Below are 12,516 nucleotides of genomic sequence, written 5' to 3' on the forward strand. Positions count from 1 at the left end.
TCTATTTTAAATGTTTAACCATCACTTTTGCAATATATGCACTGTAATACTTAGATCCTACTGGATTTGGATGTGTCTTATCTCCATAGAACCAATTAGGATGTTTTTTAGCATACGAATACCAATCTATCACTGTTAAATTAGGATATTTTTTACTTGCCTGTTTCAATAAATCATTAACTTGACCTTGCCACTGACGAGTTGGAACTAATGTATTAATCCAATATACATGTCGTTTAGGCCCAACTTCTTTCATCAAATGATCAACATCATCCATTGAAAAAGGACCATTAGTCCCTAATCCAATCAAAATATTATTTGCTAATACGTGCTCATTTTTATATTTATCAATCAAACCAAATGCGACATTTAATTGTCTGGAAACAGCTGCATCAATTAAAGCCTTAGGCATTAATTTTTTCAAATCGTCACTAGATCCAGCCATAACTGAATCACCAATTGCAGTAACTTGCAGATTGTTAGCTAATTGTAAATCAACTTGAGAAATTCCATATTTTTCGAATTTCTTATTAATGGGATGCTTTTTAGCATTAATTTCAGCTTCTTTAACCATTTTAGATCTAGCAGGTTGTTTAGCTTTATCTTTCTTCAATTTCGCAATTAATTTCTTGTTTTCTTTAGATTGTTTTTTACCATTGGATTCTATTCTTTTAGCCAATTGACTCTTATTAAAATCTTCCGCTTTAACTGATGGCGAAACTGTAATTCCAATAGAACCTAATAAAAAAATCAGAGAAAAAATTGCTACTTGGGCTCTTTTTACATAATCTTTTTCATTAGAGTTAAGAACTTTTTGAATATAAATTTTTACCTTATCAAAAGTAATATGACCCATTGGACGTTCAATAAAACGATAAGTCACTTCACTCAATAGTAAGATTAATACTACTTCGATAGTATGGTATAGCATTACATGATCTGCTAAATCCGTTACTTTATCTTCAAAGAAAATCATTACTGGAAATTGATACAAATAAATTCCATAACTTCTTGAACCAATCCACTTAAACAACGGATTAGTCAGCCACTGATTCCAATGACTACCAGGATGAGCAATAATTGCAGCAAATACAGTTACTAAAACTGTAAAGATAAACATCCCCCCACAATACGTAAACGCAGATTGAGGATTTACTGCTTTACTGCAAAACATCATTAAAATTAAAATAAAGCTTCCTAATCCTACTAAATCTAACAATCGACTGTCACGCTTAGAGATATTAGTTCGCAGTCTTTCTACTGGCCATATAACTGCCAGAGATGCTCCTAGACCTAAAGCAAAGAAACGGGTATCAGTCCCATAATAAATTCGATTAATATCGGCGCCAGTTAAATATAAAACCATCATCTCTAAAGCCGAAGCAATGGATAAACCAAAGAGAATCCAAAAGATATTCTTCTTTTTCTTAACAAACTTAACCAGTAAGAAAATGACTAATGGCCACAAGATATAAAATTGGCCTTCAATCGACATCGTCCATAAATGTGTAAATGGAGATTCATTAGCCGCAAAACGTTCAAAATAGCTTTGCCCGTTTGATATCTGCCAAAAATTATACACGCTCAACAAATTGGTCATCACAACTTGATTTAATTTAGCTAACAAATTGCGCTGAAATACAAAAATATAAGCTGAACACAACCACAATAATGTAATTAATTGCGGATATAGCTTTTTGATTCGATTAATATAGAAATGGCGATTATTGTAACTCCCTTGTTGAGCATAAGACTTCAACATATGGTCAGTTACTAAATATCCTGATAAAACAAAAAAGATCGGTACCCCAAGATACCCTCCTATAAAAGTATTAGGGTCTAAGTGATATAAAATTACCCCAATAACTGCTAATGCTCTAAGTCCAGAATATCCTGTAATAAACCGATTCTTTTTCATATTTTCAAACTTCTCTACACTCTACTATTGTACAAATTCAAAACTAAAGTCACCGATTGCAACATCATCACCATCAACAGCACCCTTGGCACGTAAAGCGTCATCCACACCTAAATTCTTGAGCTTTCTTGCCAAACGCATAATACCATCTTGGTGATCCAAATTAGTCATTTGAACTAGTCTTTCTAAGCTAGCACCTTTAACTACATATTCGTGATCGCCAACTTTTTCAACAGTAAATTCATTTTTCTTAGGTGCTTGATATTTGTATTCTCTAGTCTTTTGAGTAACTTTAGGCTCTTCTTGCTTTTGTTTTTCAACTTCTTCAACTAGAGTAGCTGCATCTTGCATCAACTTATCTACGCCTTTATGAGTTACGCTGGAAATGGCATAAACAGGTTCATTATTATCTTCTGCCTTTAAGGCCTTTTTAAACTCTGCTAATTTTTCTTCAGAACCTGGAATATCCATTTGAGTAGCAACAATCAATTCACGCTTTTTAGATAAGTCTTGATCATAGCTAGCCAGCTCATTTCTAATTGTGTGATAATCTTCAATTGCTTCTCTTCCATTATTAGGATCCATTGACACTAAGTGCAAAATCACTTTAGTTCGTTCAATGTGACGTAAGAATTGAATTCCTAGTCCAACTCCTTGGCTTGCACCTTCAATTAATCCTGGTAAGTCTGCCATTGAAAAATCACGTCCATCAGGCAAAATTACCATTCCTAAATTAGGGGTTAAAGTAGTAAATGAATAAGAGGCAATCTTTGGCTTTGCTTTGGTTACTACAGAAAGTAAAGTTGATTTACCAACTGAAGGAAAACCAACTAATCCTACGTCAGCAAGCATCTTAAGTTCTAAGCGTAGAACACGATCTTCACCTGGTTCACCATTTTCAGCAATTTCAGGTGCAGTATTTACACTCGTTGCAAAGTGAATGTTACCACGACCTCCGCGGCCGCCATGAGCCACAACTAATTCTTGTTTATTTTCTACTAAATCGCCAATTACTTCTCCAGTTTCAAAGTCATAAACTGTTGTACCAACTGGAACTTTTAAATATAAGTCCTTAGCGCCACGACCATATTGAGATTTAATTCTACCGTTTTCGCCATTATCAGCTTTGAATTTTCTTCGATAACGAAAATCCATCAAAGTACGCAAACCACTATCAGCTACAAAGATGATACTACCACCACGGCCACCATCACCGCCAGCTGGTCCGCCATTTGGAACGTATTTTTCATGGCGGAAAGCGACCATACCATCGCCGCCTTTACCGGCTTGAACTTCAATTTTTGTTTGATCTACAAATGTTGGCATGTCTCTTCTCCTTCCGTCTATTCTAACTAATTAACTATACCACAGAAACACCCTTAATGGGGACTTGATCAGATCAGAGAGTTAATTTTACAGTTTGAGCTTGAGTCAAGGTCAATCCTGCATCCCGTAATTCGTCAATAGAAGCCTCTTTAATCTTTTTAAGTGACCCAAATTTTCTTAAAAGTTTGTTTCGACTCTTAGGACCAATTCCCTTAATTGAATCTAACTTACTAGAAAGAGCATTTTTCGCATGAGTCCGTCTATGAAAAGTAATCGCAAATCTATGCACTTCATCTTGAATTCGCGTCATTAAATAAAAACCCTGAGACTTCGGATCAAGTGGAACTAAACGATACGGATTTCCATTAAATGGATCTCCATAAATCAAGTGATTAGTGCGGTGCTTGTCATCTTTTACCATTCCTGCGACTGGAATATCTAAATTTAGCTCATTTCTTAAAACATCCTGACAAGCTTCAACTTGAATTTGCCCACCATCCATCAAAATTAAATCAGGCATCTTTTTATGCTCTTTTAAAAGGCGTCCATAACGTCGGCGAACCACTTCACGAGTATTCCTTAACTCATCTGCTCCATTTTGATGCTCAACTTCACCTTTTAACTTAAACTTACGATAAGCTGTCTTATCCGGCTCACCATCTTTAAACACTACTAAAGCAGAAACCGGATCAGCCCCCTGAATATGTGAATGGTCAAAACTTTCGATCACATGCCCATAAGGAAGCGATAGAGCATCAAAAATTTCTTTTTGGGCTCCTTTAGTCTTTCGGTTCCCCAATTCCAATAAACGAAACTTATCATCAAGCTTCAATTTGGCATTTTCTTTAGCCATAGTGAGTAATTCTCTTTTTTGTCCTCTTTTTGGCGTTCTAACTTTCACACCCAAAATTTCTGCCAATCCTTCATTATCCAGCCCTTCTGGAACCAAAATCTCCTTAGGTAAAACTCGATTTTTTTGATTATAAAATTGAGCAATAAACGATGCAAATTCATCCTCAGGATCATTTTCATCAGTTAATGCAAACATCCTAGTTTCTCTTCTTAATAATTTTGCCTGTCTAAAGAAGAAAATTTGAATTGAAATCCAAGACTTATCAACATAGAAATTAAAGATATCTCTTTGTGTACTATCATTAGAAATAATCTTCTGTTTTTCAACCGTTTCTTCTATATATTTAAGCTGATCTCGAATTTCAGCTGCTCGTTCAAACTCCAAATTAGTGGAAGCCTCTTGCATTTTTTGAATCAAATCTTGCTTAACGGAGGCAATATCACCATTCAAAAAGCGTTTAATCTTCTGGATCTGCTCATCGTAAACTTCCTTAGGCACATCTTTAAAACAAGCTCCTAGACATTGTCCCATATGATGATAAAGACATGGTCGTCCCTGTTTGCCATGACAACGTCTTAATGGAAAAACTTTTTGAATAAATTTTAAAGTTGCCTGAGCTGCATATACATTAGGATAAGGGCCAAAATAATAGCCACCATCTTTATGAACCACACTAGTTAATCTAGTTTGTGGGTCATGCTCATGCGTTATTTCAATATAAGGATATCCGGTTCCTTGTTTTAATTGAACATTGTAATAAGGCTGATATTTTTTAATTAAAGTAATCTCTAATAAAAAAGCCTCTTTATCGGTAGATACAGTGATGATATCGTAATCACGAATTTCTTTAACTAATTCCTTACGTCGCCCTACTTGCTTACTCTTAAAATAGGACCGTACACGATTTTTAAGATTCTTAGATTTTCCCACATAAATTACGGTGCCATTAATATCCTTCATTAAATAGCAACCTGGCTTTTCCGGTAAAAGCTTCAACTTATTTTCAATTAATTCCGTTGCCATCTTCTCACCTCACAAAAAGTGCATTACAAATTTTAACATGAAATTTATAAAAATCTATTCAAATTGCTCAATTAAATGGTTATCTTCTTAAAATTTTGCTATATTATTAATAAGTTTTTTACATTAAGGAGTTTTTAATGACCGCATTAATTTTTTCATTTATCGATCATTTTGGTTATTTAGCTGTTGCATTGCTAATTGCCATTGAAAATGTATTTCCACCAATTCCTTCAGAAGTAATTCTGTCCTTTAGTGGATTTATGACTTCCAAAACTAGTATGACTACTTTTGGATTAATTATTGCTTCCACCATTGGAGCAGTAGTGGGGGCTTTAATTTTATATTGGATTGGAACACTGCTAAATGCAGACCGTCTCGAGAAACTGTTTAATCATACCATGTTTAAGCGTCTTGGATTTAAAAAAGATGATGTAAAAAAATCAATTGCTTGGTTTGATAAACATGGGGTTAAAGCTATCTTTTTTGGACGCTGCATTCCTGTAGTTCGAAGTTTAATCTCAATTCCAGCTGGAATCGCTAAAGTTAATATGCGAACATTTTTAACTTTAACTACTTTGGGCAGTTTAATCTGGAACAGTATTTTAATCTTTCTAGGTTCTTACATGGGCGCTCAATGGGAACAGATAGTTTTAATCTTCGAAGAATACTCACTAGTAGTGATTACATTTTTTATTATCGGGATTTTTTACTTTAGCTACTACTGGTACAAAAATCGAATTAAAAAAACATAATTGCAGATAAGGGGTAGAAAATTTATGAAATGGAATATTTTTCGAAAGCAACATGTTAAGACATATTTGGGAAAAGATATAAAATTTCCCCGGACATTATCAGCTTTTGATTTAATTGCAATGGGAGTAGGAGCTGTAATTGGAACAGGAATATTTATCCTTCCAGGAACTGTCGCAGCTAACACTGCTGGGCCAGGAGTGAGTTTATCATTTTTATTTGCGGCCATTATTTGTGCTTTAGCTGGAATGTGTTATGCAGAATTCGCTTCTTCCATCCCTGTTGCAGGGAGTGCCTATTCTTATGGTAACATCATCTATGGTGAATTTGTTGGTTGGCTAATGGGGTGGGCTTTAGTTTTAGAATACATGCTGTCTGTGGCAACAGTAGCTGCTGGATGGTCCTCTTACTTTACCTCATTCATTAAACCTTTTGGTCTACACCTTCCAAAAGCTCTCTCAGGTCCTTTCAATCCATCTAAAGGAGTATATTTTGATGTTGTCGCTGTCGCTGTCATCATTTTAATCGCTCTTTTATTAGCGCAGGGAATGAAGAATTCTATTAAGATTAATAATTTAGCAGTTGTCCTAAAAATTGCTATTATTCTAATTTTTATTTTTGTTGGTCTCCAATTTATCAAACCTGCTAATTACACACCATTTTTACCTTATAAAATGTCTGGGGTAATTAAAGGTGCAACAACTGTTTTCTTTGCCTTTTTAGGATTTGACGTTATTTCATCTTCAGCTGCTGAAGTTAAAAATCCTCAAAAGAATATGCCAATTGGTATTATTGGAACCTTGGCAGTAGCTGTAATTCTTTACATGGGTGTATCTATTGTTTTGACCGGGATGGTAAATTACACCGACCTTAACGTGGCCAACCCTGTATCCTTTGCTCTTCAATATGTTCATCAAAATTGGATTGCAGAATTGTTAGCTTTAGGTGCAATGCTGGGAATGGCTACGATGATGCTAAGTATGATCTACTCCAGCTCTCGTTTAATTTATGCAATGGCACGAGACGGATTATTGCCACACCACTTGAGTAAATTTGATGACAAACGCAACACGCCACAAATTGCATTGGTGGTAGTAACCATTATTATCGCCTTAGGGGCAGCATTCTTCTCAGTAGAACAATTAACTAATTTGGTTAGTTTTGGAACTTTATTCGCCTTCACATTAGTAAGTTTCGGTATTTTGAAATTAAGAAAGCGAACTGATATTACTAATGATGGTTTCAAAGTTCCGGGCTATCCAGTAATTCCTGTTATTTCTGGATTATTCTGTATCTTCATGATATGTCAATTAAATAAAGATGTATTTATTATGGCCGGGATTTGGTTAGTTATTGGAATTATTCTTTACTTTGCTTATGGATACAATCACAGTCAATTAGAATCAAAAAATGCTGAAGTAGAAACTGAATAAAAAGTAAACCGTACTCAATTGAGTACGGTTATTTTTATTGTTAATTAACCTGATTAATTGCTTTTTGATCAACAAAGAATGAAATAATATTGTCAGCAGCTTCTTTAGTTAAATTATAACGGCCAACATGAGTAGCAGAACCAACATGAGGCGTCAAAATTGTATTATCTAATTTAGAAAATTCAGGATTAATATATGGCTCACCTTCAAATACATCTAAACCTGCTCCTTCAATCTCTCCATGCTTTAAGGCATCAAGCAAGTCTGCCTCATTTACTAATGCTCCACGTGCTGTATTAATTAAAAATGCATTCTTCTTCATTTTCTTAAATACATCTTTATCAATAATATGTTCAGTTTCATTAGTCAAAGGTGCGTGCAAACTCAAGAAATCTGCTTCTTTAATCAATGTATCAAAATCAACATACTTGGCCTTTAATTTCTTTTCAATATCTTCATTCAATTGATGGCGATTGTGATAAATTATCTTCATTCCTAAAGCTTGAGCAAATTGGGCTACTAGTTGACCTATGCTCCCCATTCCAAAGATTCCTAAGGTCTTCCCTTCAATATTAAATCCTTGGTTATCATAATTACCAGTATCTAAAAATACTCCCTCTCTGATTGAATGATCATAAAAGTGAAGACGTCTAGCACATGCTAAAATTAAGGTTAAGGCTAATTCAGCCGTAGGGCGACGGACACTAACAGGACAATTTGAAACAACAATGCCTTTGCTTTTGGCATATTCAACATCTACATGGTCGTAGCCCACACCATAAGTAGATATAATTTTTAAATTCTTAGCATGATCTAACATTTCTTTATCAAACCACATTTTTGCAACAATTACACCGTCATAATCGGCAATATGATCAATTACCCATTGACGATCATCTTCAATGCGATGACCTTCAGGCCCTTTTACTACTTCACATTTTTCCTTCAATTCAGCAAGTGCATCATCGTTTACTTCACCTAAAATCAAAATTTTTGCTTTTTTCATCTTTTACTCCTTTTACAAAATTTCATTGATTGCTTTTGCTACCCCGTCATGATCACAATCAGTGGTAACTTTATCAGCTATCTTTTTCGTAACTTCTACAGCGTTCCCCATAGCTACACCAAGACCAGCATATTTTAGCATTGGCATATCATTAGCTTGATCACCTAAAGCCATCACATTTTCTTGTTTTATTCCTAAATAATCACACAGAGTTTTTAAGCCGCTTCCTTTATCTACGCCTGCAGCAGTCGCTTCATAATAAAACGGCTCAGTTTTTGAAAATACAACTCGATTTTTCATTGAATCAAATAATGGGCTAGTTAATTTACTATCCAAATATTTGGGCTCATCAATATACATACATTTAATAATCGGAATTTTTTTCATTTCCTCCGGAGTTCGATAAGCCACCTCTAATTTTACTACGCGAGAATTATAAATCGTATAATGACCTATATTTCTATTTGCAGTATACAGACGATCCAAGCTTACTGCATGAAAATGGAGATTTAATTTTCGAGCAATCGCTTCTAAATCAATGTATTCTTGATAATCCAACCCCTTTTTGAAAATTACTTCTCCATTAGTCGATTCAACGACTGCCCCATTAAAGCTAACCACATATTGATTATCTTGATGATTAAGTCCTAACTCATTTAAATAACGTTGAGCACCAGACAATGGGCGTCCAGTACAGACTACAATCTTCTTTCCGTTTTCCTTAGCCTTTTGGATTGCTTCTTTTACTGAAGGAGTAATTTCTTTTTTAGAATTCACCAAAGTACCATCAATATCAATCGCAATTAATTTTATTTCTCTCACACTATCACCCACCTATTATTTTTCATTATCTCACTTTCTTCCATTAACAAAAAGCCTAGCTAAGCTAGACTTTTTACTATAATTCTAAACGTTTCAACTGGTCCATATCTCTGGAATTAATTGTAAAATCTAATTCAAGATTTTGCTTCATTTCGTCAATATCATCACTTTTTGGAAGGACGACACATCCCAACTGTAGATCATATTTTAACATCAGTTGGGCTGGAGATACTCTATATTTTTTAGCAAACTCTTTAATTTTAGAATTGGTCAATAATCTGCCATGAGCTAAAGGAGAGTATGCTTCAATGAGCATTCTTTGACTTTGACAATATTTCATCAAATCCCATGGCGTATGCCCTACATTCACTTCAATTTGATTAACTGCAGGAATTATCTCTCCGTTTTTTAAAATATTATCAACATCTTCTTTTAAAAAATTTGAAACCCCAATTGCCCGTACTTTACCAGCTTTCAGAGCTTCTTCCATAGCCTGCCAATTTTCTAGATTACCTTCAAAATGGCGATCACTAACTCGATTAACTTCAATCCAAGGCTGTGGGGAGTGAATTAGCAATAAATCAATATAATCCAATCCAAACGTAGTTAAGGCTTCATCAATAGCTCGCTTGGTATTTTTATAATCCTTAACATTAGTAGGAATTTTTGTAGTCAAGAATAATTCACTACGTTCAATGTCAGAATTCCAAATTCCTTTGCCAACTCCCAATTCATTACCATAATCTTTTGCAGTATCAAATCCACGATAACCTATTTTTACAGCTTGTTGAACTGCTCTTTTAACTTCATCGTTATTCATTAACCAAGTTCCAAGTTGAACTTTTGGAATCTTAATTCCATTATTTAAAGTTAGTGTATTATCTACACTCATATAGCTTCACCTCGCATATTATTTCAATGTCTCTGGTGATTCTTAATTCCTATGTAAATATACTTAATCGGCAAATATTTAAATTTATATACCTAATATAGCTTACACTAACCATAGAATAAATCAACAGTGTTATTTGAATAATCATCTCTTAATTAAGATCTGTATTTACAGCACTTTTAAATCTAAGATCACTAGACAAACGTATAAAATATTTTTAGACAAAAAAAGAAAGGGCTGACTTTCTAACTCGTCAACTCTTTCTCCTCAGTCTCTTAATTCCCACAAACAATAATACCTCATTTAGCTAATAAAACAAGTTAAGACTATACGCACATAACAAAAGTTATGTTATCAAATAAATTATAAGCTTGAAATCAACACTATTTCTTCGTGGTTTTAGTATTTTTTGTGTTATATTACAGTTTTATTACAATATGCTTTTTATCATTTCTACTAATTTATTAGCGATTTTAATTTTACTCATGCGTGGCCAATTTTCTTTTTCTCCTTCTTTTTTTAAGATAGTAACTTGATCTTGATCATTTCCAAAAACGTTCTTAGATACATCATTAGCCACAATGTAATCTGCACCCTTTTTTTGGAGTTTCTTGGTTGCATTTTCTATTAAGTCATTAGTTTCTGCTGCAAATCCGATAACTAATTGATTTTCTTGTTTACCTTGGCTCACTTCTTTTAAAATATCTTTAGTTTTAACCAAATGTAAATCTAGACTATTAGTATCCTGGTGTTTTTTCAACTTATGATCAGAAACTTTTTCCATCCGCCAATCAGCCACAGCTGCAGCCATTACTAAAACATCCCCATCTTTAAAATTCTCTTTAACAGCTTGAAGCATATCCTCAGAACTTTCGACATGAATCAAATTAATATTAGGATTTTTAGGAAGAGAAATGCTAATATTACCATAAATCAAACTTACATCAGCCCCGGCATTACTAAAAGCTTCTGCAATTGCAATCCCCATTTTACCACTAGAACGATTACCGATATATCTAACGGGATCAATGGCTTCAATAGTACCACCAGCTGTAACAATTACTTTTTTACCTGATAAGGCTTTATCAGATACAATTTGTTGATTTACCCAATTAACAATATCATCGACTTCTGGCATTCTTCCTTTGGCACTATATCCTTCAGCCAGCATCCCTACAACAGGTTCCATTATTTGAATGCCATCTTGCTTTAATTGAGCAATATTTCGCTGTGTGGCTGGATTATCCCACATTTGATCATTCATAGCTGGTACTACTAATTTAGGAGCGCCTGTAGCTAAAAGAGTCGTTGTAGCCGCATCATCAGCGATTCCATTAGCAACTTTTGCAATAAAGTCAGCACTAGCTGGAACAACAAGAGCTAATTGAGTCCATCTAGCTAAATGGACATGGGGAATACTAGATTCATTTTCTCTTTTCCAAAGGTCATCTAAAACAGGATATTTAGTCAAAGCTGCCAAAGTATGACTTGTAACAAAATGTTCAGCATTCTTAGTCATTACTACTCTAACTTCATGATTTTCTTTCTCAAGTTTTCTAATAACCTCAACAGCTTTATAATCCGCAATGCCCCCGGTTAAATAAACTGTAATTCTCATCTTTTCAATCCTTTCATTTAAAATAAATTACAAAATATATATGTATTCTATGCAATTTTTTCAAAAATAAAAAGACGCTCTCACGTCTCCAACTTTACATAATTGATATTATCGACTATTGGCAATTTTTGCAAAGCCATTCTTTAAAACGGAATCTTTAGCTACAGTCACAATAATTGGATTAGTATTATGACCTTGTTCCAATAAGACAATCGGTTTTTTATTGTGTAAACAAAATAGATAAGTCAAATGCCAGTTCTTATCTTTGAAATTATCATTATAGATTGCTACCACATTATATTGAGCAATATTCTTGCCTTTTGGCGACCAGCGCAATTCAATATTCCTATTATTTAGTGTAAAGCTTCGTTGAGTAAACACATCTGGATAAGACAGTCCATTAATAGCTTTTAGAGAATTTTGTCCGTCATACTTTTGATATTGTTGTTGAAGGTTTTGACTCCAACTAGCAACAAAATTACTTAATTGTTGATCTTTTTTACTTGTCCATAAAGTAGCTACTTTTTTCTTTTTTGAATTGACCTTTTTTACGACTTTTTTCTTCTTTTTTGTCTTTTTAGGCTCAGAGCTTGTTTTACTCTTTTTCTTATCTTTGATTTTACTTGGCTTAACTGCTGCCTTTTTTACTGTCTTTGCAGTTGATGATGAACTTGATTTAGAGCTTGATTTTTTAGCCGCTTTTTCTTCAACTTTAGAAGAAGACCCGAATCTAATTCCATCTTTATCAAACTTTATATTACTACATCCTGCAAGTAGAGTTGTAACGAGTAATGCAGTAATACCAACTAACATTCTTTTTTTCATTATGCACTCCAAGTCTATTTATATTTACATCAATTATCACTTATTTCTAT

The 12,516-nt window shown here is 34.0% G+C and carries 10 protein-coding genes; 2 read left to right on the forward strand and 8 right to left on the reverse strand.

Going from position 1 to position 12,516, the window contains the following annotated elements; translation table 11 throughout:
- Position 1 precedes the first annotated feature (1 nt).
- The 3 genes from KBW87_RS04415 to uvrC form a co-directional block, all read right to left on the reverse strand.
- Positions 2-1,918: an acyltransferase family protein gene (locus KBW87_RS04415; RefSeq protein ID WP_057811263.1), complete on the reverse strand. Its 1,917-nt coding sequence runs from the start codon at positions 1,916-1,918 to the stop codon at positions 2-4.
- A gap of 24 nt (positions 1,919-1,942) precedes the next feature.
- Entirely contained in the window at positions 1,943-3,244 is a 1,302-nt protein-coding gene (gene obgE, locus KBW87_RS04420; RefSeq protein ID WP_057811265.1) for a GTPase ObgE, read from the reverse strand.
- A gap of 73 nt (positions 3,245-3,317) precedes the next feature.
- Positions 3,318-5,120: an excinuclease ABC subunit UvrC gene (gene uvrC / locus KBW87_RS04425; RefSeq protein ID WP_057811268.1), complete on the reverse strand. Its 1,803-nt coding sequence runs from the start codon at positions 5,118-5,120 to the stop codon at positions 3,318-3,320.
- Positions 5,121-5,257: 137 nt separating this feature from the next.
- Here uvrC and KBW87_RS04430 point away from each other — a divergent pair, with 137 nt between their 5' ends.
- Entirely contained in the window at positions 5,258-5,872 is a 615-nt protein-coding gene (locus tag KBW87_RS04430; RefSeq protein ID WP_057811270.1) for a DedA family protein, read from the forward strand.
- A 24-nt stretch (positions 5,873-5,896) separates the two neighbouring features.
- Positions 5,897-7,303 (forward strand): APC family permease, encoded by a 1,407-nt coding sequence (locus tag KBW87_RS04435; RefSeq protein ID WP_057811272.1) that lies wholly within the window; start codon positions 5,897-5,899, stop codon positions 7,301-7,303.
- A gap of 40 nt (positions 7,304-7,343) precedes the next feature.
- On the opposite strand, the gene KBW87_RS04440 is transcribed toward KBW87_RS04435, so the two are convergent.
- From KBW87_RS04440 to KBW87_RS04460, 5 genes are all read right to left on the reverse strand, one after another.
- A complete protein-coding gene (locus KBW87_RS04440; RefSeq protein WP_057811274.1) occupies positions 7,344-8,309 on the reverse strand; it encodes an NAD(P)-dependent oxidoreductase in 966 nt (321 codons plus the stop codon).
- Between the two features lie 12 nt (positions 8,310-8,321).
- Positions 8,322-9,131, reverse strand: coding sequence for a sugar-phosphatase (yidA, locus tag KBW87_RS04445; protein ID WP_057811276.1), 810 nt, complete (start codon positions 9,129-9,131; stop codon positions 8,322-8,324).
- A gap of 76 nt (positions 9,132-9,207) precedes the next feature.
- Positions 9,208-10,023, reverse strand: a complete 816-nt coding sequence (locus KBW87_RS04450) for an aldo/keto reductase family protein (protein WP_057811278.1) — start codon at positions 10,021-10,023, stop codon at positions 9,208-9,210.
- 430 nt (positions 10,024-10,453) lie between these two features.
- The gene (gene coaBC, locus KBW87_RS04455; protein WP_057811280.1) at positions 10,454-11,641 is read right to left on the reverse strand and encodes a bifunctional phosphopantothenoylcysteine decarboxylase/phosphopantothenate--cysteine ligase CoaBC; all 1,188 of its coding nucleotides are present in this window, start codon (positions 11,639-11,641) and stop codon (positions 10,454-10,456) included.
- Between the two features lie 108 nt (positions 11,642-11,749).
- Positions 11,750-12,466 (reverse strand): DUF4767 domain-containing protein, encoded by a 717-nt coding sequence (locus KBW87_RS04460; protein ID WP_057811282.1) that lies wholly within the window; start codon positions 12,464-12,466, stop codon positions 11,750-11,752.
- Positions 12,467-12,516 lie beyond the last annotated feature (50 nt).

It is taken from the genome of Lactobacillus intestinalis (assembly GCF_024397795.1).
GTDB lineage: Bacteria > Bacillota > Bacilli > Lactobacillales > Lactobacillaceae > Lactobacillus > Lactobacillus intestinalis.

Excerpts from the sequence above, each read along its gene's own strand:
- KBW87_RS04415 (WP_057811263.1), bottom strand. The coding sequence starts at position 1,918 with ATGAAAAAGAATCGGTTTATTACAGGATATTCTGGACTTAGAGCATTA.
- KBW87_RS04450 (WP_057811278.1), bottom strand. The coding sequence starts at position 10,023 with ATGAGTGTAGATAATACACTAACTTTAAATAATGGAATTAAGATTCCA.
- coaBC (WP_057811280.1), bottom strand. The coding sequence starts at position 11,641 with ATGAGAATTACAGTTTATTTAACCGGGGGCATTGCGGATTATAAAGCT.
- uvrC (WP_057811268.1), bottom strand. The coding sequence starts at position 5,120 with ATGGCAACGGAATTAATTGAAAATAAGTTGAAGCTTTTACCGGAAAAG.
- KBW87_RS04460 (WP_057811282.1), bottom strand. The coding sequence starts at position 12,466 with ATGAAAAAAAGAATGTTAGTTGGTATTACTGCATTACTCGTTACAACT.
- KBW87_RS04440 (WP_057811274.1), bottom strand. The coding sequence starts at position 8,309 with ATGAAAAAAGCAAAAATTTTGATTTTAGGTGAAGTAAACGATGATGCA.
- KBW87_RS04430 (WP_057811270.1), top strand. The coding sequence starts at position 5,258 with ATGACCGCATTAATTTTTTCATTTATCGATCATTTTGGTTATTTAGCT.
- obgE (WP_057811265.1), bottom strand. The coding sequence starts at position 3,244 with ATGCCAACATTTGTAGATCAAACAAAAATTGAAGTTCAAGCCGGTAAA.
- KBW87_RS04435 (WP_057811272.1), top strand. The coding sequence starts at position 5,897 with ATGAAATGGAATATTTTTCGAAAGCAACATGTTAAGACATATTTGGGA.